This is a genomic window from Gemmatimonas aurantiaca (genome assembly GCF_037190085.1).
Lineage (GTDB): Bacteria > Gemmatimonadota > Gemmatimonadetes > Gemmatimonadales > Gemmatimonadaceae > Gemmatimonas > Gemmatimonas aurantiaca_A.
In genome coordinates this window covers 102536-124792 of the sequence record NZ_JBBCJO010000001.1, presented here as the reverse complement: position 1 = coordinate 124792, position 22257 = coordinate 102536, and the positions used below count along the sequence as shown (strand labels likewise).

General features: G+C 66.1%; 17 protein-coding genes and 1 tRNA gene. 5 read left to right on the top strand and 13 right to left on the bottom strand.

The features are described from left to right. Window positions 1-4 precede the first annotated feature (4 nt). Together WG208_RS00545 and WG208_RS00540 are read right to left on the bottom strand one after the other, a co-directional pair. Window positions 5-667, bottom strand: a complete 663-nt coding sequence (locus WG208_RS00545) for a YbhB/YbcL family Raf kinase inhibitor-like protein (protein ID WP_337169363.1) — start codon at window positions 665-667, stop codon at window positions 5-7. Continuing rightward, entirely contained in the window at window positions 667-1512 is an 846-nt protein-coding gene (locus tag WG208_RS00540; protein ID WP_337169362.1) for a DUF1028 domain-containing protein, read from the bottom strand. Before WG208_RS00540 ends, WG208_RS00545 begins: the two co-directional genes overlap by 1 nt. 187 nt (window positions 1513-1699) lie before the next feature. Between WG208_RS00540 and WG208_RS00535 the strand changes: the two genes are divergently transcribed. Then, a complete protein-coding gene (locus WG208_RS00535) occupies window positions 1700-2803 on the top strand; it encodes a cyanophycinase (protein ID WP_337169361.1) in 1104 nt (367 codons plus the stop codon). Between the two features lie 151 nt (window positions 2804-2954). Here WG208_RS00535 and WG208_RS00530 read toward each other — a convergent pair whose 3' ends face one another. The 11 genes from WG208_RS00530 to WG208_RS00480 form a co-directional block, all read right to left on the bottom strand. Further along, the gene (locus WG208_RS00530; RefSeq protein ID WP_337169360.1) at window positions 2955-4325 is read right to left on the bottom strand and encodes a hypothetical protein; all 1371 of its coding nucleotides are present in this window, start codon (window positions 4323-4325) and stop codon (window positions 2955-2957) included. Window positions 4326-4372: 47 nt separating this feature from the next. After that, a complete protein-coding gene (locus WG208_RS00525) occupies window positions 4373-4966 on the bottom strand; it encodes a YceI family protein (RefSeq protein ID WP_337169359.1) in 594 nt (197 codons plus the stop codon). Window positions 4967-5094: 128 nt separating this feature from the next. Then, on the bottom strand, window positions 5095-6015 hold the full coding sequence (locus WG208_RS00520; protein WP_337169358.1) for a DUF3108 domain-containing protein: 921 nt from the start codon (window positions 6013-6015) through the stop codon (window positions 5095-5097). Between the two features lie 90 nt (window positions 6016-6105). After that, entirely contained in the window at window positions 6106-7650 is a 1545-nt protein-coding gene (locus WG208_RS00515; RefSeq protein WP_337169357.1) for a serine/threonine-protein kinase, read from the bottom strand. 247 nt (window positions 7651-7897) lie between these two features. Beyond that, window positions 7898-8080, bottom strand: a complete 183-nt coding sequence (locus WG208_RS00510) for a hypothetical protein (protein ID WP_337169356.1) — start codon at window positions 8078-8080, stop codon at window positions 7898-7900. Window positions 8081-8113: 33 nt separating this feature from the next. Next, window positions 8114-8965: an NAD(P)-dependent oxidoreductase gene (locus WG208_RS00505; protein ID WP_337169355.1), complete on the bottom strand. Its 852-nt coding sequence runs from the start codon at window positions 8963-8965 to the stop codon at window positions 8114-8116. Window positions 8966-9009: 44 nt separating this feature from the next. After that, entirely contained in the window at window positions 9010-9879 is an 870-nt protein-coding gene (locus WG208_RS00500; protein ID WP_337169354.1) for a DUF481 domain-containing protein, read from the bottom strand. A gap of 132 nt (window positions 9880-10011) precedes the next feature. Further along, window positions 10012-13062: an efflux RND transporter permease subunit gene (locus WG208_RS00495; RefSeq protein WP_337169353.1), complete on the bottom strand. Its 3051-nt coding sequence runs from the start codon at window positions 13060-13062 to the stop codon at window positions 10012-10014. After that, window positions 13059-16241 (bottom strand): efflux RND transporter permease subunit, encoded by a 3183-nt coding sequence (locus WG208_RS00490; protein ID WP_337169352.1) that lies wholly within the window; start codon window positions 16239-16241, stop codon window positions 13059-13061. The genes WG208_RS00495 and WG208_RS00490 overlap by 4 nt, the downstream gene beginning before the upstream one ends. Window positions 16242-16245: 4 nt before the next feature. Further along, the gene (locus WG208_RS00485) at window positions 16246-17397 is read right to left on the bottom strand and encodes an efflux RND transporter periplasmic adaptor subunit (protein WP_337169351.1); all 1152 of its coding nucleotides are present in this window, start codon (window positions 17395-17397) and stop codon (window positions 16246-16248) included. Window positions 17398-17665: 268 nt separating this feature from the next. After that, window positions 17666-18142, bottom strand: a complete 477-nt coding sequence (locus WG208_RS00480) for a hypothetical protein (protein ID WP_337169350.1) — start codon at window positions 18140-18142, stop codon at window positions 17666-17668. A gap of 236 nt (window positions 18143-18378) precedes the next feature. Between WG208_RS00480 and WG208_RS00475 the strand changes: the two genes are divergently transcribed. From WG208_RS00475 to rho, 4 genes are all read left to right on the top strand, one after another. After that, window positions 18379-19590 (top strand): tetratricopeptide repeat protein, encoded by a 1212-nt coding sequence (locus WG208_RS00475; RefSeq protein WP_337169349.1) that lies wholly within the window; start codon window positions 18379-18381, stop codon window positions 19588-19590. Between the two features lie 268 nt (window positions 19591-19858). Continuing rightward, the gene (locus tag WG208_RS00470) at window positions 19859-20761 is read left to right on the top strand and encodes a helix-turn-helix domain-containing protein (RefSeq protein ID WP_337169348.1); all 903 of its coding nucleotides are present in this window, start codon (window positions 19859-19861) and stop codon (window positions 20759-20761) included. A gap of 72 nt (window positions 20762-20833) precedes the next feature. Then, window positions 20834-20907: transfer RNA gene (locus WG208_RS00465), tRNA-Arg, on the top strand. Window positions 20908-20999: 92 nt separating this feature from the next. Beyond that, the gene (gene rho, locus WG208_RS00460) at window positions 21000-22253 is read left to right on the top strand and encodes a transcription termination factor Rho (RefSeq protein ID WP_337169347.1); all 1254 of its coding nucleotides are present in this window, start codon (window positions 21000-21002) and stop codon (window positions 22251-22253) included. Window positions 22254-22257: the final 4 nt, after the last annotated feature.

The following is a 22257-nucleotide window of genomic DNA, read 5'->3' as shown; positions in this document are numbered from 1 at the left end:
GCCGTCAGGGCGCGGGTCGCCGATACGTTCCCACCAGAACGCCCTTGCCCCGGATGTGCTGCGCCATGGCGCGCATCACCGCTTCCCGTGTGGCGGCAGGCGCCATGCCCGTGGCCGCCACATTCACCGGAATGTCGAGCGCATACAGCTCGAACACATAGTGATGCGCCGGCCCGGTGCTCGGCGCAGCCGGACCGCGATAGTACGGACCGCTCACACTGATCTGCCGCGATCCATCGGGCAGTGTGCTGCCCTGCGACACGCCACGGGGCAACGAGGTGGCCGAACCGGGAATGTTCCACACCATCCAGTGCAGCATGTCGTCGAGCCCGTCGCCCATCGGCGCGTCGGCGTCATGCACGATCAGCACGAAACTGCGCGTGGAGTCGGGCACACCACTCCACTGGAGCGCGGGAGACACATCGCGACCGGTCTGCGCGAACATGGCCGGGATCGCACCGCCGTCCACAAAATCCGGCGATGTGAGCGCCATCGTACGCATCGGTGCACGGGCTGGTGCGCGTGGAGGTTGCGCCGTGGGAGCGGCCGGCTGACCGGACGCCGGACGCGCCCCTCCAGACGCCTGGGCTCGTGCATCACCGACCAGGACACTCAGCAGCAGGGCCGACACGATGCCCCACCCGATACCTCTGCCGATCGGGCGCATCACTTGAAGTCCCTCGGCTGCGTCTTGCGCCACGCATCGTAGCGGGCCCGCAACGTCTTCACCGGATTGAGATTCTCACCGGGCTTGATGGCATTCGGGCCGCCCTGCTCCGGCTGCGCCACCGTGAGGTACATCGAATAGCGACCGTTGTTGTGCGAGTCGCCGTTCGTGTCGTTGCTGTTGGACATGAGCATGTACGCCACGTACGCGGTGCGTCCTTCACAGGGGTTTGCCGGTTTCGTGCCATCGGCGGGCAGCGGCGGGCAGACACAGCGGCTGTCACCGCCGAAGCGGTCCGCGGTCTCGAGCGCCGCCATCACCCGGTCGGTGAGCGATCCCGTGGTGTGCAGAAACGCCTTCACCGCATTGGGAACCACATCGCCAGCGCGCAGGATGTTGCCCTGAATGGAGTAGTAGATCTGCGTGCCCGGCACCTGCCCCTGCATATCCTGCGTGACGTAGCCGTTGGAGAGCCCGGAATGCCCGGCCGTGCGTCCCTGCAGATCGACGATGCCGAACTGCCGACTCTGGAACGCCGGATCGGCGGACAGCATTTCGATGATACGTTGCGGGTCCGTGCCCTTCTGCAGTTCACGGAAGACCAGCATCTGATTGGCATGGGTGCCATCGACACCGGCCTGGCAGGCCGCCACACCTTTGCCCGGCACGACCACGGCCTGGACGCCCATGAGGAAATTGTCGTCGCGGTCGACGCAGGTGGCGGAGGCGATGACCACACGACCGGTGGCCATGTCGACGGCGATGACGGACCAGGTGGCGTGTGCGGTGCGGGGCAAACCCAGCACCATCGCACAGCAGACGAGAGCGATTCGCAGCAGGCGCATGCGGTGAACGGGGGGAGGGCGGGAAAGGCGGGTGGGGACAGTGCCGCGGCGGCACTAACTTGTGCCCACGGGCATTCCCGGACGGAATCCCGCAGGCACTCCAATAGGTGCACCACGGATCGCCGCCCGTCCAGCGGTTCCGCACGCGTATTCTCCGCGTATTCCCCTCGTATTCTCCTCCGAGACGATGCGACTCTCACGATTCCTGCTGCCGTGCCTCGTGTCCGCTGCAACGGTCACCGGCTGCGCAGGTGCACGGACCACACCCCAGACCGGGGCGACGACGACCGCAGCGACGACCGCCGCGACGCCGTCCAGTGCGAGACCCACTTCCTCCACGCCCCAGTCCGACACGGCCCGCGGATTCACGGTCTATCATTCCGGCAGCGATACCGACGTGCGCACAACTCCACGCGGCGGTGCCTATCTCGCCGGCGGAGGCACGGACATCGAAGCCGGCATGCGATGGTTGCTCGCACAAGGTGGCGAGCGCCCCGGTGGCGGATTCGGCGACGTGGTGATCCTGCGATCGAGCGGCGGGAATGGGTACCACGCCATGCTGACCGGCATGGGCGTCAACTCCGTCAGGAGTTTCGTGATCTTCTCCCGCGCCGGCGCCGATCGTCCGGAAATCGCCGAGGCCATCCGGCGCGCCGAAGTGGTCTTCATTGCCGGCGGCGATCAGTCCACATACGAAAGACGTTGGCGCGGTACCGCCGTGCAGCGCGAAGTGAATGCCCGCATCGCGGCCGGCTATCCCGTGGGCGGGACCAGCGCCGGACTCGCCGTGCTCGGCGAACATGTCTATTCGGCACTCAACGTTTCATCGACGTCGAAGGACGTGCTCGCGAGTCCCTACGACTCTTCGGTCACCCTTTCCCGTTCGCTGTTCACCCTGCCGGTGCTGCACGATGTGATCACCGATTCGCACTTTGCCGTTCGTGATCGGATGGGGCGGTTGCTCGTCTTCCTGGCCCGACTGCAGCAGGACGGTGCATCGGCCAGTCCGCGTGCGCTGGCTGTCGACGAAAAATCCGCGGTGGGAGTGGACGCTTCGGGCAAAGCCACCGTCTTCGGCAGTGGCAAGGGTGCGTATCTGATCTCGGTGCCGGCCACCGCAACCCGGATCTGTTCGGCGAACACTCCGCTGACGCTGGCACCCATAAACGTGCAGCATGTGTCCGCCAATGGGATCTTCGACCTGGGGCAGTGGTCCGCGCCCAATGCACGACAGTACACCCTGCAGGTTCAGCGCGGTGTGGTGACCGCCTCGGATGGCGCGATCTACTGAGATCCCAACAACAACAAAAACAGCTTTGCCGCGGATGATGCGGATGGGGCGGAAACAACACGGATGAACAACGGGTCTTTTCCGTAGTTATCCGTGTTGTTTCCGCCCCATCCGCGTCATCCGCGGCAAAGCTGTTCGTTGTTTGTAGTTCTCAGAACGCCGTCACCGCCTCGAGCATGAAGCCCTTGAACTTGCCGCCGTTGCGGATGTCGGTGCGGGCGAATCCGGTATAGGTCTGGTTCACCACTTCCGCCTTGAGCAGCAGCGTCGGCGCGATGAACCAGCCCGCCCCGGCGTTCCCACGGGTGACCTTGATGTCGTTGTTGAGACCACCGAGATCCCCGCTCACCTGATTCCAGCGCGCCGCGACGAAGAGCTTCTCGCCCTGCAGGAAGCGATACGTCGCCTCGCCCATGTACTGGTTCACTTCACGCACCGGGTTCGTGTTCGGCGCCGCACGTCCCTTCGCCTTCTCGACCATGCCGAACAGCTCGAGACCGCGCACCTTCACGAACGGGTTGATCATGTACGAGCTCGACTTGTCGCTGAAGCCCGGATTGATGTTGCCCGAGTACTGCTGCGCCGATTCGGTCGCCTGGTAGTTCTCCAGCACGTAGTAGTAGCGCGAACCCGCCCGGTCGCCAGCATACAGCGTGTTGCTGATCGCGCTGCCCTGATTGCGCCACGAACCCGTCAGACGCACCCGCACGTCGTCGTTGAGCTGCCGGTCGAAACCCAGCTTGGCCATCACCGCGGGCGACCGGTCGGCCGGACGGGTGATGTTGCCGCGGATCTCACCGTTCGTGAGCGCGAACACACCGAGCAGTCCGTTGTGCTGCACGATCGCTTCCGCGCCGACTTCCGTGGTGAAGGCATCGAGAATCGCGTTGCCCACGAGTGGATTGTACAGCGCCTGACCGTTGTCCGACCGCTTGAAGTGGAAGTCGCCGTAGTTGACTTCGAAGTGACCGATCTTCACGGTCGTGTACTTCATGATCGTGTTCAGCAGTCCGATGTCGATCGGCGATTCATCGATCTGGATGAACCCGTCCTTCACCCAGGTTTCGTTGTGATGGCGGGCCGACAGATAGCTCGTGAGCTGGATGCGCACACCACGTGCCAGCTGCGCGTGCATGTACATGTTGGCCGTGGCGTTGTTGAAACCGTTGCTGATCGCCATCAGGCGGTTCTTGTTCGCCACCGACGCCGTGCCGGCGTTGCCCGGGACGGCCGGCACCGCGGCCTGGAAGACCGAGTCCGCCGTGTTCTGATGGGTCAGTCCCTGGAATTGCTGGGCAAAGGCGGCGCCGAACTGCAACGCGAATCCCTTGTACTCGGCACCGGCCACCTTCGGGGTTTCGAAGACGTTGATGCCGCGCTGGTCCTGCGGACGCAGGTACTGGATGGTGAGTGTACGCTGCTGGACTTTCGCCGTATCCGCCGACGAGGTGGCGGTTTGAGCGCCGAGCGGCGAGAGTGCGACACTCATCACCGCGGCGAGGAAGAAACGTGAGCGAGTCATGATGTGGTACCGGAATCGACTGAAATGGAAGGGGAAAGAGCCGGAACTCAGTGCTGCAGGAGGAGGTCGAAGTTCACGGTGACCGTCTCACCGACTTTGAGTGTGCCCAGCATGAGCGTGGGAGGCTTCACGCCCCACTCCGTCATCTTGAGCGGCACCTTGCCGGTGACGCGCAGGCCCCCTTCGGCCGGCGCGAATTGCACGGGGATGATGATCGGCTTGCTCTGGCCGGCCAGTTGCAGGGTGCCGTGCAACGTGCCGCCGACCGCCGATGTTTTTGTCAGGTCGTAGCCATCGAGCGCAAAGCGGATCGTCGGATTGTCCGTCGCTTTGAGCGCCTTGCGCATGTGTTCGTTCATCGTGCCGTTCTTGCACTCGAGCTTGGCCACGGGAAAGTCCACTTCGACTTTGCCATCGACCTTGCGTCCATCGAGTACCGCGTCGGTCACCGCGGTCTCGGGAGAGTTGATCGTCGCGTCGATCCGGTCTGCCGTGCAGCTCCACGAGCGCACCGTGGATGTACCGTCGAACCACAGGCGGCTGCCTTCACGCAGCGTGAGTTGACCGGAACCGCTGGGCGTCGCTGCCATCAGCGCCACCGCGGCCGTCATGACGAGGATTGAGGGATTGAGGGAACGCATCGTGCATCTCCGGTATTCGTGCAGGTCGAGGTGAATCAGTCACCTCTGGGTAGGAGATTCGCCCTTGGCGCAGCAAATTCAGGTCGGGCAGGTCTGGAACTTTCGTGAGGCTCCTGCCTGCGGGGGCGTCAGGGGTTTGCTGACTCCACACATGGACGCCTGTGCGCCGCGTCGCTCTCACCCGAGGCATCGACGGACGCACTCACCGGCGCATCGATGCGACGCGGGGATGTCGAGCGGGCCACCAGCGTGAGTGTCGTGGTGCCCACGATGGGCATGCGACTCACGATGCGTACCGGAAGATGGCACGCCGAGAGATCGACATTCACCTTGATGAGACCGATACCCTTGTAGTGCTTGGGATCGCGCACGTGCATGACCACCACACGCGTCCGGAAGGATCCGAGAGGGGTTTCCACCACTTCCTCGGCGCCGACATTCACCAGCGTGGGATTGCGGGACTCGTCGTAGTGCCTCGTGAGGCTGAACGATCCTTCACGGTCGAGCGGCAGCGTGCGCAGGAAGTACAGAAACGAGAGTTCATCCAGTGGCTGGGGTGACGCCAGCGGATTGTCGCTGCCATCGGTGCCCCGCCAGGTGCCGCCTTCCGCATCGATCTCCACGCGTTCGGTTCCGCTTCCCAGCGGACTGCGTTCGACCTTCTCGAAACGGCGGGTCGCGAATCGTGCTGGATCGAACCACGACGTACTGCGATCGCTCGCCCGCACGAAGGCCCGTCGGGCATGCATCTCCGAGACCAGTCGCCACAACGTGATCCCATGCTCCTGCACCGGCCCTTCCACACGCATCTGTCCGCGCCCGATGTTGCCGCCGAGCGAGACATGCACCTGGTACTCAAGGATCTCCCCCACGGGAAACGGGGCACGGGGTGTACTGTCGGACAATACCGGCGGTGGCAGCGGCGCCTGGGCCGACAACGCGCCGGCCGGTGCACCGGCCATCGCCACGGCTATCGCCAGCGGCGACAACAGTGACGGGAGATGGAACGCATGGCGTGAGCCACGACGGAGATATCGAGTGGAACCCATTGCCCTGAGGGTCGCCACGAGGCCCCTGCACAACCAGCGGGCGAATTCCGCCTGCGCTGTGCGGAATCCCCCGACACAGCGAGGGGGTCTTTACCGCCCGGTCAGATTGAAATGCGATCGGAGCAGATCGCGCATGTCTTTCGCAATGTCGTCTTCGAGGGCGAAGAGATTGCCCCGTTCACCTTCCACACGGTCGGCAAAGAGCGTGAATCCATCGTTGGCATCGACGAGGCGCACGGTGAGACGCACGCGTGTGCCTTCCACCTCGACCACCCCCTCCACCAGGGTGCGCACGGGCATGCGGGTGGTGTCACCGCTGGCGATCCGGCGCTGCAGCACCTCCGCCGCCGAGCGTGAGCTCACCCGCAGCCCCCGCTCGAGAGCCAGCGCATTCGTGATCGCATCGGCAATCGCATTCGCGGCATAGGCCTGCGTGGTATCGCTGCCCAGGTACACGAACGGCAGCACGGCCACGGATGGCGTCGTGTCGGCCACGACCGGACCACCGAGTGCACCGGGCGTCGCTACCCCGGCCGCATTCGGACCTGTGTTCGAGGCCGCGCCGGCCCCCTCACCACGACGGTCACCGTCACGGAATCCCGCCCACCAGGCAAGCCCCACCACGAGCCCGATCGATGCCACCGCACCAGTGAGCCACATCCATCGACGCGCGGCACTCCGCCCCACGCGCTGACCGCCGGTCAGGGTACGCAGCACCTCGGCGACATCGTGCCCTTCACTCACCGGCGTGAAACTGCCGCTCATCACCTGTGGATCGTCCAGCGCCGTCACCAGCGCCGCGGCCCCCGCGGGACGATGTATCGGGTCCTTCTCCAGACACTGCATCACCAGGACGGCAAGGGCGGGCGGAAGATCGGCGCGACGCGTTTCGATGGAGGCCGGCTGCTCCGTGATGTGCGCGGCCATCACCTGCTGTGGCGAACGACCGGTGAACGGCGGCGCACCGGTGAGCATCTCGTACGCCAGAACGCCCACCGCATAGATGTCCATGGGAAACGAGGCCTGCGGATCCGCCGCCACCTGTTCGGGAGCCATGTAGGCCGGCGTGCCAAGTGACACGCCGGCCGTGGTGGTCGACCCGGAGATGTTGCGGCCGATCATCTGCGCATCGTGTTCATGACGCGCGACGGCAAACGCCTTGCTCACGCCAAAATCGGCCACGACCGCCGCATCGTTGGCCAGCAGCACGTTGTCGGGTTTGATGTCGCGATGCACCACCTGTCGGGCATGCGCCACCGCCAGCGCCCGCGCAACATCTCGCAGGATGCGCACGGTTTCCACGACGGTGAGAGGTCCCCGCTGCAATCGCGCCCGCAGCGATTCGCCTTCCACGAAAGGCATCAGAAAATACGGGACCCCATCGATCTCACCCGTGTCGAGCACGGGGACGATGAGCGGATGCTGCAGCGCGGCCGCGGTCAGAATCTCGCGCCGGAATCGCTGGGCATTCACGCCCGCTCCCAGCTCCGGCCGCAGCAGCTTCACGACCACCCGTCGATCGAGACGCTTGTCGAACGCCACGAACACGCGCGACATCCCGCCGCCACCGAGCTCCCGCTCGATGACGAAGTCGTCACCCAGGTGACGCTGCACGGAGTCGATCAGGGGTGCCACACGGAAGACGATTCAGGGATCGGATCGGGGGACGGGAACGCCGCGGGCGGCGAGCCCCACGACCGGCTGGCTGCCGGCCTGCTTTCTATCGAACAATTGGACACCCCCAAGCCCCTATTTCGTTTCGCCTGGAGCCTTTCGGCCCAGCGATGGCCGGCCGTTCAATCACCCCTCAATCAAAAAGCCCGCCGCGACGGGGGTCGCGGCGGGCTCGTGACTGCCGGCGCCATCCACCGGTCATCGCTGATCAGGAACGTACCGGCCCCATGATGTTACGGGCGAACAGTGCGATGATGATCGCAATGAGGGCGATCTGCCCGAACGGACCGATCGTCAGGATCACGCTGAAAATCCCCGAGATGAGCATCAGGGGCAGCTTGATGATCGGGAGCAGCCAGTCGGCGTTCGCGGGGTGACTGAAAAACGGCATCGGGTGGCCTCGATTGGGGTCAGAACGAATAGACTAGCGATGCAGCGCGTCACGGGCAATCACCCCGTAGTCCTCGGCGCCATGTCCCTGCGCGATCACCTCGTCCATCCGGGCCGCGATGGAGGGCAGCGCCGCCAGCGGCCGCGAGCCGGCCGTTTCCAGCATCAGACGCACGTCCTTCCGCGCCATGACGAGCTCGAAACTGGGGGCAAAGTCCCCCTGCGACATCTTCTTCCCGCGATTCTGGAGCATGCTGCCGGGATTGAAGAACTGGAGCAGTTCGAGCGCATCCGGCGGGGCCACGTCGCAACCGGCACCGATCGTGAACACATCGGAAACCAGTGCACCCAGTCCGATGATGAGGGCATTGCCCATCAGCTTGTATACCGCGGCCAGATCGGGGCGTTCGCCCCAGTAGACCACCCGCTGGGCCTGCTGCTCGAGAGCGGGGCGCACTGCATCGAACAGAGCCTGCGGCCCGGAGACCATGATGATCCCCTGCCCCTGGCGGGCAGCCGCGGGTCCGATGAAGACGGGGCAGTGCAGATATTTCACCCCTTCCCCCGCCAGCCTGGCGGCCCGTTCGGCGGTCAGCACCGGCTGGGTCGTGCTGTGATCGACAATGATGGTCTCCGGCGCCAATCCCGGTCGGAGTGCCGCGAGCACTTCTTCGACGACGGCGTCGTCCTTGAGCACCAGATGGACACGCTCGGCCCCCTGCACCGCTTCAGCGGGAGTGGACGCCACCCGGGCGCCGAACGTGGTGAGCGCCGCGGCTTTCTCCGCCGTGCGGTTCCAGACGGTGACGGTATCGCCGCGCCCGAGCGCGGCCTCCACGAAGCCGCTGCCCAGCAGCCCCGTGCCGAGATATGCGATGGTAGCCATGTCTGAAAGTTAGCGCGGTGGCGATGGCCGTGGGGTGCCCGCGATCAGAAGGCCGCGCGCACGCCGAACAGGATCTGTCCGTCTCGATTGCTTGGTGCGCCGCGGTCGCGGGCTTCACTGTCCACACGTTCGCGATGGGTCACGGTGAGCTCGATCGCCGAGCGCAGGGGGACGGCCAGTGTGGTGGAACTCTCCAGCGTGTGTCGGGCCAGGCGATCGAATGTGGGCTGAAAGAACGTGAGATGCGAAAAACGCAGCGTCTCCCCGATGCGCGTGCGGTACCGCATGCGCAGCGACCAGCGATAGCGCATCCCGGAGCCACGTTTCACGGAGGTGGTATCCACGACCAGCCCTCGCGTCCGTTCACTGAGCACGGCAAGACTGACGCTCGCATCCTCCTGGAAACCGCCGCGCACGGAATCGGGACGCCATGCCGTGTACTTGGCCCCCGCGCCCGCCGACACGCGCGAAGCGAGCCGCTGCTGCAGGCTCGTTTCCACCAGACCGAACGCGAATGGACTCACTCGCGCCCGCGGTGTGAGATCCACACTGAACGTCCCACGTGTGTTGCGCACGATCACCCGCCGGTCACCCGTCCCGAGATCGATCGCATCGCCGTAACCCGACTGCACGTCGGCGCGCAATTGACGATGCACCGTCTCGCTGCCAATGGAGAACTGTCCATTGAGCACCCGCTGACTCGCCGCGCCATACAGCAACGAGCCGCTGGCCTCGAGGCTGCGACGCCAGGACGACGGCGGCCGTTCCGCGCGGGGCGCGTCGGCCTGCTGTGCGCCAAGGCCGCCAGCGGAACCGGCAAGCAGAACACCCAGCATCAGTGCCCACTGCGGCGCATGCCCCGGCAATCGCCGGGCAAACGGGCGGGAAATCGGAAATGGAATAGTGCGTATCACGCCGAATGATAGTCGACGTGACGCCTCGCGACCTCATGCCCCATCATCCTGCGGCATCACGGTGATTCCATCCGGTGATTTCATCGCGATGATCCGTCACGATGATTCGTCGCGATGATTCGTCGCCTGTCATCACTGTCCGGATCGCGGTCGACGGGGCTTCCGTCGCGGCGCCCGCATCAACAGGGACGGCATCACGAACATCGCCCCCACGGTGCCCGCCAGCGTGCCCCCGGCTGTCGCGAGCGCGATGGCACCGAACAGCGTGTCCGCTCCGGTCCCGACCGACAACGGGACGAGCGACGCCAGCGCCGCGACGGTGACGATCACGATCATCCCCGCGCGATCGAGTGCGGCGCGCAGCACCAGCCCCGCATGCAGTGGACCGACCTTGCGACGGCGTTCGAGCGCCGCATCCACCAGCAGAATGGCCTGATTCACGGCCAGCCCCACCACGAGAATCACCCCCACGGCGGCCTCCCGCGTGAACGCCGCGTCGGCGGCCCAGAACGCCGCGATCACCCCCGCGAGCGCCAGCGGCAAGGCGAAGAACACCTGCGCCGCGCCCCACACCGAGTCGAAGACGAGGGCCACGGCCAGCACCACCAGCACGACGCCGATGCCGAACACCAGCCACAGACCTTTCTGACTGTCGTCCTGGGAGAACGGCATGCCACTACTCTGATCGATGATGCTGTATCCCGCCGGTGCCGACAGGGATTTCACGAACGCGTCGTGCGTGCGTCGCGCCAGTCGCGGCGGACCGCGAAAATCGTAGCTCACCTGTCGCACATACTGCTGATCCTCACGCACCACCGTGGCCAGCGCCTCCTGTTCGGCCACCACGGACACATCGCCGATGCGTACGGGCGCCCCGCTTTCCGAAGACAGTTGCGCCGACTGCAGCTGATCGAGCGACCGGTCACGCGCGCCGGCGGCCTTGAGCGAAATCGGCAGCTCTTCCCCGCCGATCACCAGGCGCTGCGCCCCGATGGGCCCGCGCACTTCACGAGCCACCGCCTGCGTGAACTGCGCGGCCGAAATGCCATACCGCCGCAACGCGGCACGGTCGGGCTCCAGCGTCACCTGATAGCTCAGTTCACTCCACCCCCAGCCCCCGCTGGTGATGCGCACATCGCGTACGCGGGGCACCCGTTCGAGCCGGGCCTTGAGATCCTCGGCCACCCGCGAGACACCGTCGTACGCAAACCCCTTCACCTGGAGCCGGAACGACGAGAAGCCCCCGCCTCCACCGCCGCTGCTGAACGCTGGACCGTCACCCACCACGCTGATGCTTGCGCCCCCCACCAGCACCGCGCGTTGCGTGAGCTGCTCCTGCATGATGAGCGGCATGGACGTCCAGCCGCCCGCCCGCGTGAAGAGCACCATCATCGAGGCGCTCGTGGGACTGCGCGATTCGGTACGCACTTGCTCCACTTCGCGCGGACCCACGGCAATGGTCTCGAAATCCCGCATCGCCCGATCGAGCGTGCCCGGATCCGATCCTCTCGGGAATGTCATCGAAACCCGCAGCGTGGTCCGACGCTCTCCGAACCAACTGAACGACGACCGCGGAATCTTCTCCACGAACACCCAGATCAGTCCGCCCAGTGCGCCGAGCGTCAACAGGAACGTGACATAGCGCCAGCGCAACGTGCCCCGCACGATCCGGGCATACACCCGACGCATGCGGGGCCATCGCGCGCTCCCCGCCGCCACACCGGTGCCCAGTGCCGGCACGACCAGGAGCGACGTGAAGACACTCCATGCCAGCGCCACCACGAAGGCCACGGCAAACGGCACGAATGCCGCCCGCGCATTTCCCTGCAGATACAGAAATGGAAACAGGACCACCGCGGTGGTGAGTGTACTGCCCATCACGGCCGGGGCGATGCGTCGTGTGGCTTCGGTGCGTCCCTCGGGCGTGTCCGGCGCCTGGGCCAGTCGCTCCACCACGACGATGGCATTCTGGACGAGAATGCCGATCCCCATGCACAGTCCCGCCAACGTCAGCAGGTTGGCGGGAATATGGAACACGTAGAGTGTGAGCGCTGTGGCCGCGATGGCCACGGCCGTGGTGCCCATCACGGCCGCCACCGCCCGCCAGCGCCGGAGAAAGAGGAGCAGCACCAGCAGTACGGCCACGAAGGCGATACCACCACGCATGGTCAGATCGCGCAGTTCGCGCGCCAGATCCACGCTCTCGTCGTTGGCGATCTCGAGACGGACTCCCAGTGGCAATGCTGGACGCAGCGCCGCCACCGCTTCCCGCAGCGCGGCGGCGGTCTTGATGGCGTCGGCTCCGGGACTTCTCACCACATCGAGCGCAACCGCCGGCTCTCCATTGATCCGGAAGAAGCGGCCGCGGGTATCCTCCTCGGCGCGGATCGACGCCAGCTCTCCCAGCGGAAACACCCGTCCGGCCGCGCCGATCACCGGCAACGCCTGCAACGCTTCGATGGCATCGGGTTGATCGCGCAGCACCACGGCGCGCACCGAGGCCGCGCTCGTGCCGGCATTCGACGTGAGCATGCCGAGCGATTGCACCAGGCGCGCCGACGCCAGCGTCTCGCGAAGACGTTCGGGCGGAATGGCCAGTTGCCGCAGGCGCGTGGCGTCGTACGTGACCGACACACCCAGATCGGTTCCGCCACGCACCGTGACACCCGCCACACCGGGCACACCCGAGAGTTTCGGACTCACCTGCTCGTTGAGCAGTCGCTGCAGGGTGCCGGGCGTATACGGACCGAACACCATCAACGACAACAGCGGCAGCTCCTCGAAGCCTTCGGGAACATGATTGGACACGAACGGTGGACTCACGCCCGGCGGGAACTCGGTGCGCAGCAGTTCCAGGCGTTCGAGAATCGCGAGTCGCGTCATCTGCACATCGGCACGCTCTTCGAGGTCCACGGTCAGCGTGGCCACCCCATCACTGCTGATGCTCGACACGCGTCTCACGCCGCGCACGCCCTGGATGGCCGATTCGATGGGCGCCGTGAGATACGCCTCGACCACTTCCGGTGCCACACCCGGCCATGAGGCGGCCACCGAGAGTCGCGGCAATTCCACCGTGGTACGCGCGGCCAGGGGCAGGCGGGTGAATGCGATCGCTCCGGCCAGCAGCAGCGCCACGCACATGGCCCAGATCACCGCCGGACGCGCGGTGGCGAAACGGATCATGCGGGCGTCGTCCCCACCACCGCCGGTACGGCCCGTGCCTGGCGATCCAGAGTGCGCTGCTCGAGCACCGCGTACGCCGTGGGCAGCAGGAAGAACGTCACGAGCAGCGCGCTGATGCTGCCACCGATGATGCCCGCGGCCAGCGGTTGATACAGCGCACCACCGGATCCCCACCCGAACACCAGCGGCAGCACACCGGTCACCGTGGTGATGCTCGTCATCGCGATCGCCCGAAGACGCTGGGCGCCACCCTCGAGGATCGCGTCATGCAGCGGTCGCCCCTGCTCCCGCAGCGCGCGGATGGCATCGAGCTTCACCACCGCTTCATTGTCGGCCATGCCGATCATCACCACGATGCCGATGAGACTCACGGCATTGAGCGATTGTCCCGTGAGCCACAGAAACACGATCGCGCCCGCACCGGCCAGCGGCACCGTGCACATCACCACCAGCGGGATCGTGAACGACGCGAATTCCCCGGCGAGCACGAGAAACATCAACGCCACCGCCAGGACCGCGACGAGCGTGAGTTCGTTCGACGTGCGCTGCCGCTCCGCATCGGCGCCGGCCACTTCCCAGCGCACACTGCCCGGCAACGTCATCGCCTGCATCCGCTCGAGCACATCCTGCGTGGCGCGGGCCGTTCCGCCTTCCTCCACCAGTCCTTCCACGATGGACACCGGACGCTGTCCGATGCGCACCACCTCCACCGGTGCCCGCGTCTCCCGCACCTGCACCAACTGCGCGAGCGGCACGCCGCGCACACTGGTACGCAACGCGGTCTCCAGATCCTCGTTCCGCACGCCGGTATACCGCACCATGATGGGCGTGCGTCGATCAGTCTCGCGCAACTCGCTGGCCACCACCCCACCCAACGCGCCGGCCAGCGCACTGGCCACCTGCTGTGGCGCGATGCCCCGTTCGGCCAGCCGACGACGCTCCAGCGACACCTCCACCACCGGCTGCGTGGCCGCATATGCATCGCGCACATCGGACAGCGTCGGCATACCCGTCAGGCGCGACCGTACGGAGTCGGCCCACCGCTGCGCATCCTCGAGTGTGCCGGCGGACAGTTCCACGCGCACGAGACGTCCTTCACGGCCGATGAGCGAACCGAATTCCGATTGCCCCGCCAGATCGATGGCCAACGCACCACGCGCGAGATCGGGCAGCGCGCGCCGTAACGCCTGCGCAAAATCCGCCGCCTGCCGTCCGTCGGGCACCCGCACGATCAGCTGCGCCGTGGCACTCGATCCGGGATCGGCGCCGCCGAGGATTTCTTCGTCGGTGGCCTTGCCCACACGCGCATACACATCGCGCGCCCCCAGTGTGTGTGCAGCGGCTTCCACACGCGCCACCTGGGCCTCGGTGGCCTCGAGACTGGTGCCTTCGGGCAATGCGACATCGGCCACGATCACCCCTTCATCCACCCGCGGCAGAATCTCGCGGGGCAGCTGCATCGCCAGCACCACCGTGATCGCGAGACCCGCGAGGGAGATCCCGAACACCGTGCGCGGATGGGTCAGCGACCAGCGCATCCCCTGTTCATAGTACGCGGCGAGTCGGTGTCCCCACGCATCGAGACGGCGCGCCCACGCCGACACAGGCACTTCCCGCACCGCAACCGGCGCCTTGGGCGATCTCTCGACGTTGCCAGGTCGACGCCGGCCGACGATCATCACCGGCATCAACGTGAGCGAGAGCAGCAGACTGGCCGCCACCGTCGTCACCACACTCAGCGACAGATCGCGGAACAGCGCCGCGGCCAGCCCGCGCACGAAGATGATGGGGCCGAACACCAGCACCGTGGTGAGCGTGCCGGCAAAGAGCGGCGCGGCCACTTCGTCGGTGCCGGCAATGGCCGCGTCCATCAGCGACATGCCTTCGCTGCGTCGTCGTCCCACGGCTTCCGCCACCACGATGGCGGTGTCCACGAGCAGGCCGGTACCGAGTGCCAGGCCGCCCAGCGACAACACGTTGATGGACACATCGAGTGCCTGCAGCACGACCAGCGCCATGAGCACTGACAGCGGCACCGTGAGCGCGATGGCGAACGACATGCGCCAGTCACGCAGAAACAGCAGGATCACCAGCAGTGACAGCGCGCCACCCACGATGATTTCCTGACCGAGATTGGACAGCGCATCGGTGACGAAGTCGGCTTGCGCCGCCACCACCGTGATGGCCATGCCCGGAAACTCCGTCTGCAACTCATTCACGGCGTCCATCATGCGCCGCGTCACCGCCACGGTGTTCGAACCGGCATCCTTGTACACGACGAGACCCACGGCATCGGCGCCGTCGAGGCGCGTACGAGTCTGGGGGTCGGCGAGCCCGAGCGATACGGTGCCCACGTCGCGCAGCGTCAGCCCACTCGCCGTGGGGCCGATGGGGGTGTCGAGCAGTTCCTCGGGGGAGCGGAATTCGGTGAGCGAACGCACGGAGAACCGGAACTGTCCGCGGCGGATCGTACCGCCGGCACCGGTGACGTTCTGCGTGCGGATCGCGGCGGCGACGTCTTCGGGTGTGAGATCGAGCGCGCGCAACCGATCGGGATCGAGCGCCACGCGCACTTCATCGTTGGGAGCGCCCACCACCGCCACACTCGCCACGCCCGCGATCTGCTCGAGACGACGGGCGTGCACATCGGCCGCCGTGCGCGCGAGACTGCGCAGATCGCCGGCGCGTTGTCCACCGGCTCGTCCACCGGCTCCGCCGCCGCGTGTGGAGTCGGTCACATCCACGCCGCGCACCGCAAGCACCGCGATGGGCCGTTCGCCCGGATCGCTCGTGAGCAACGTAGGCCGTTCGGCGCTCTGTGGCAGCTGACTGCGCGCGGCGTCGAGTCGCTCACGCACGGTGAGCACCGTGCCGCGCATGTCGGTGCCCCAGGCAAAACGCGCCGTCGTCGTGGCCGTTCCGTTGCGACTCACGCTGCGCAGTTCCACCAGCCCCGGCGTGGCCGCGATGGCCGCTTCGATGGGTTCGGCCACGAAGCGCGACACCTCCGGCGCCGCGGCCCCGGTGTAGTTCGTGCGAATGGTCAGCACCGGCAGCGACACGTCCGGCAGCAGCGACACCGGCAATCGGGTGAGCGACACCGATCCGAGCAGCAGCACGGCGAGGATCGCCGCCACCGTGGCCACGGGGCGACGTACGGCAAAGGCCGCGAGACTCACCGGCTCACCCCTTCGGGGTGCCGGCCTTCACCACACGCACCGGCGCATCGTGCGTCAGTGTCAGATGACCGTCCACGATCACCTGGTCACCGGCGTGCACCGGAATTTCTCCCGTACTCGAATCGGGGAGCACTTCGGTGTCGACCCCATTGCTGCGGCCGGGCACGATGTACACCCACTGCGCCCGGCCATCGCGCACCACGAACACCAGGGGACGACCATCCCGCTCGATGACGGCCCGCGACGGCACGAGTCGCCGACCCGGCAGTCGGGTGGCTTCGAGCGAGACATCGGCATACATCCCGGGTCGCAGGCGTCCATCGCCGGTCACGCGCACCACCGCCCGCCCGGCCCGCGTGGTCGAATCGACCAGCGGCAGCACGGCATCGATGCGCCCATGCAGCGTGCGGCCGGGCGCACCGGCACTCGACACCAGCGCTTCCCCCCCCACACGGATCAGCGGCAGATCATGTTCGAGCACCTGTGCATCGATCCGCAGATGCGACAGATCGACCACCGTGAGCAGGATCTGACCGGCGGAGAGTTTTTCTCCCACCGCCACTTCGACGAGATCGACCGTGCCCGCCACCGGGCTTCGTACGATGGCCCGGTCCTGCTCGTACCGGGCACGTTCGAGTTGCAGGCGAGCGCCGGTCAGACCGGCTTTGTTCATCAGGGCGCGCCGCTGCTCGGGCGTGGGGCCGCGGCCCGTCACCAGCGACTCCGGCACATACGATTCGAGAAACCGCTGCTCCGCTTCGTCGGCGCGGGCCTGTGCTTCCCGCACGGCCAGTTCGAACGGATAGGGATCGAGGCGCAGCAGTTCCTGTCCCTGGGTGACCGTCTGCCCCGGACGCACCTGCAACGCGGTCACGGCGCCGGCCACCTCGGCCCGCAACTTCACGACAGCGTCCGAATGGATCTGCCCCGTGGTGGACACCCGCAGAATGAGATCACCGCTGCGCGCATCGTCGGCCACGACGGGCAGCGCGAGCGCGGGGCGCGCCGAGTCCTCGGCCGCGCTGGTGGTGCTTCCATCGGTGAGACTGTCACCGGTGGAAGACGCCGCCCCCTTACTGCAGGCCGCGACGACGGCGGTGGCGATGACCAGCAGCGTGAACGGTGCCCGATGACGCGGAAGAGGCAGGATTGGCATTGGCCGCAGCTGGAGCGTCGGAAGAGTCCCGGGAAAGGGCGAATCGTGCCATTTCCGGGATCGAAGTCCGGGCTACAATACGGCGCGGATCGACGGGCGGCGATATCCGGCGCGCGTGGAAACGCCGGATTTCCGATGGTTTAATCAGGTTCTAACGTTTGGCGCTGGGGCTGCGGCCCAGGACAACGGGGAAGGGAGCAGGGAGGAGCTGGTCAGGAGGGAGGGAGCCAGACTGGGCCAGTGCACTCCTGGCTTGTGGACTCCTGGCCTACCAGGTGATCCCGTCCAGGGCGGTGAGATACTGGATGCGCCGCAACTGATCCTGGAGTTTGTGGCGGTCCTCCTGCACGCTCATGACGGTGGACATGTGACTCACACTGTTCCACACGAACACGCCGGGTGTGGTGTCGAGCCCCATTCTGGCGAGCGTGCGTTCGTCGATGGCGGGCAGAAACCGCACGGGTTGCGTGCCGAAGATCTCGCGGACGCGCACGGAGTCTTCGCGGGAGATCTCGTTGCCGGTGACCATGATGACCGCGGAAATGGGCAGCACGCGCTGGACCAGCCGGAGATCGGCGAGGCGCTTGAGCGGATCCTCGGGTCTGATGATCAGCGCCACACCAGATGGCGCGGAAGTGCGGAGGTCGGCCCAGGGCGGACCCGCGTCATCGCCGCCGCCGTATGTGGTCAGCAACAACGCGGCTGCCAGGACCACCAGAGCGACTGCGACTCGACGTACGTCCATGGTCGCAGTTTCCGGATCGCTCGAAAACGAGTCAAGTAGCGTTCGTGTCCTCGGTGAAATCCGTTTCCCACGGTTACCGACGATTTCCCACCATTACCGGTTGGCTGGATCGTTTGCACACCATGTTGTTGGTGGTGGGTGTGTACCCACCCATGCGCTCGCGCTCCCGCTTACCCTCAGAGAGGTCTTCATGCGGTTCATTGCATTGGCAGTATTGTCACCCTTCCGATCAAGTCATGCGTAAGCCACTGTCTCCTCTGCAGGCATTTGCCTCCGACGCCCAGGACGCGGCCTCACGCGGTGCGTTTCTCGACCATCAGCTGTTGCCCTGGTTGTCGATAGCGCAGGCCGCGGACGCCCTGTCGAGTGCGCCCCGTATCCGTCTGCGTCAGGATCTGACGCACATCGAGTCGTTGCTCCCCGAATACCGCGGACGCCGGCCGACATTGACCCACGATGCCCAACCGGCGCCAACCGATTCGCTCGATCAGTTGTACGAGCGTTTTCGTTCGGCCGCGGAAGACATGGAACTCGCCGGCTGTTTCGAGCTGGCGTTCACCACCGTCTCGGCCGTGTGTCGTCTGGCCATCGATTCCGGATATGCCGCGCTCGCATTGGCGACGGTGCATCTGGGTCGCGTCGCGCGACAGATGAATGACTACGACAGCGCCGAGCAGTGTTACGAATCGGTCGTCGAACGAACCATTCATGAGCGGGACGGACCATTGGCGGCCCGTGGGTACGTGGGTCAGGCACTGATTCACGACATGCGCGGCAATCGTCCTGCGGCACAACGCCTGTATCAGAAAGCGTTGCGGTCGGCGGTCCTGGGCGGTGGGGCCTATGTGCATGCCTGTCAGGGCCTGATGACGCTGGCGATCAGCGACAACCGGCTGGCCGATGCCATGCTGTTCGGTTGGAAACTGTATGACGCCAGCGAACAGGATCAGGAGACACGGGCGGGGGCGCTGGCGGATCTCTCCGTCGTGGCCCTGCGCGCCGGTTTTTTCGAGCCCGCCCGCAACGGGTTCGTGCAGGTCTTTCAGATGCGACCATCATCCCGTGTGATGATGGTCGCACTCGGCGGTGCCGTACGAGCCGCGGGTCGGTTGCATCTCGCCGCCGAGGTGCACGATCTGGCGCAGGCCATCCATGGAGAGATCGCCCGGGGCAACCAGTCGCATGACGCGGCGCAGATTCTGATGTACCTTGCGGAGGCGTACTGGCTGATCGGGGAGCATGAAACGGCTCAGTCAACGCTCGGGCGAGCCCGGGAATTGGCCACCACGTTTCGCTACCACGAATACGAGTTCCGGGCGGATGCCATGGAGCGGGCGTGGGCAGCGTCGCCCTCGCTCCAGCCGCCAGTCAGCGATGTCCGTGCACCTCGAACGCGATCCCGCGCCTCGGTACGTCCTTCCATCGCTCGATTGACAGCGCTCCGGTAGGCCTGTCCGGTGCTCGGTGTTATCCCCAGGGCTTCAGATCGAAGAAGGCGGTCGAATCCGAACCACCGCCCGACCCAGGATCGTCAGCCGCCGTGGGAAGGCTGCAGGCAGCAACGAGGGGAGTGATGGTAACAGCGGCGAGCAGCAGAAGGCGACGTGCGATGGACATCGAAAGACACTCCAGTAAAGGGGTGCTCCTAGATGGCATCGCATGGCCGTCTCAGCCGTGCTCCCATGGGAAATCATCGGTTCCCGTGGGAAACCAGTTTTGACCACCACTGGAACGGGCGACCTCCCGCCGCGCCCGGTGTCGCAGATCGCGTGGGTTCCCGGCCGATCCGCCGCCCAGCTCCGGGCCCAGCGGATCGCGCCGGCGGGCTACCGCGTGGTGACAGTCGACGATGTCCCCAGCCTCCTCTCGGCCGTCGCCACCGGCAGTATATCACTCACGGTCGTGGAAGCCGGTGGCGTACATCACACCGCCGGTCTTCGTGCCGTCCTGCAGCTCCGGGAGGCGTTCCCGGCCCATCCGCTGGTCGCCTGGTGCGACCTGCGCCGGATCGACACCGCCCAGCTCCTCGAGCTGGCGCGGGCCGGCATTCAGGACATCGTCCGGGAGGAACAGGACGAGCTCCCGCACGTGTTCTCCCGGATCCTCGCCACCGCCCGGCAACGCAGTGTCGCCGCGCAGGTCGTCGGCCTGCTGGAGGACGTCATCCCCCGGCGCCTCCGACCCATGCTGGAGCATGGCCTCGAACACGCGGGGGAACATCTCGACCGCGACGAGTTCGCCGCGGTCTTCGGTATGACGAGACGGACACTGCACAACCGTTTCCTCCGCGCCGGCCTGCCGTCGCCCCGTCCGTTTCTCACCTGGTGCCGGTTGCTGGTGGCCAGTGCGCTCCTCGAACAGCCGGGGCATACCCTCGATTCGGTGGCCGGCGTCCTCGATTTCCCCGACGGCGGGTCGCTGGGCCAGTACCTGCGGCGCTACACCGGCCGCAACGTCACGCAGCTCCGCGAGGAAGGGGTGCTGCACACCACCGTCGAAGCGCTGCGGGCGCAGTTGCGCAGCATGGCCCTCGCTTCCCGGCAGGATGTGGAAGCGGCGGCGCAAAACCCGTCATCGGTCCCCTTGGGTTCCTTGCCCCTGCCGGGCGTGCGCGGTTAGCTTCACCGGTCTGACGCAGGACAGGTTCGCCTGAGCCCGTCAGGTGGTGTGCGGTCGTAACCGGCCGCGAATGCGCGCGTAGCTCAGTTGGATAGAGCGTCTGCCTCCGGAGCAGAAGGTCGCAGGTTCGAGTCCTGCCGCGCGCATGCCTCGGCCCCCCGGGGGTCGACCCTTGTGGGATGTGTCGCGCGGGGCCAACCAGGCCCCGGCGGCCCTCGGTCCCTCGTTCCCTTGCCCAGTGCATGTCGCCGAGCTGAAGCGGAAGTCGGTTCCTGAACTCCTGGCGCTGGCAGAGTCCTTGCAGCTCACCAGCGTCAACGGCCTCCGCAAGCAGGAACTCATCTTCCGCATCGAGCAGGCCCTGCTCGATGCCGAGACGACGCTCTATGGCGAGGGCGTTCTCGAAGTCCTTCCCGAAGGCTACGGATTTCTCCGGGCCCAGGACTTCAACTATCTGCACGGCCCCGACGACATCTACGTCTCCCCTTCCCAGGTGAAGCGGTTCGACCTCCGCACCGGTGACACGGTCATGGGAGAAGTCCGCCCGCCCAAGGAATGGGAACGCTATCTCGCACTCCTCAAAGTGGAGCGCATCAACGGTGGTGACCCCGAGCAGTCCAAATTGCGCAGCGCTTTCGACAACCTGACCGCCAAGTACCCCGACGAGCGGATCCATCTCGAGCGGGCGAACGGGGAAGTCGCCACTCGCATCTGCGACATCGTTGCCCCTCTGGGCAAGGGTCAGCGGGCCCTGATCGTCGCGCCACCCAAGGGCGGCAAGACCATCCTGCTGCAGCAGTTGGCCAACTCCATCATCGAGAATCACCCCGAGGTCACGCTCATCATCCTGCTGATCGATGAGCGTCCCGAAGAGGTGACCGACATGCAGGCCTCCTGTCCGCAGGCGGAGGTCATCTGCTCCACGTTCGACGAATCGGCCGATCGCCACGTGCAGGTGGCCGAGATGGTCATCGAAAAGGCCAAGCGCCTCGTGGAATCGGGCAAGGACGTGGTCATCCTGCTCGACTCCATCACACGGCTCGCGCGGGCGCACAACGCGGTCGCACCGCAGGGCGGCAAGCTCATGTCGGGCGGAATGGAAGCCACCGCCATGCAGAAGCCCAAGGCGTTCTTCGGCGCCGCGCGCAAACTCGTGGAGGGCGGCTCGCTCACCATCGTGGCCACCGCGCTCATCGAGACCAACTCGCGCATGGACGAGCTGATCTTCGAGGAGTTCAAGGGCACCGGCAACATGGAGCTCGTGCTCGATCGCAAGCTCGCCGAGAAGCGCATCTTCCCCGCCATCGACATCAACAAGTCGGGCACGCGCCGCGAAGAACTGCTGCTCTCGCCGTTCGAGCAGCAGCGCATCTTCCTGCTGCGCACCTTTCTGGCCGACATGCCGAGCGACGAAGCCATGCTCTTCCTGCTCAAACGGATGGAACGCGCGCAGAACAATCGCGAGTTCTTCGAGCAGATGGCGGAGGCGTAAGATC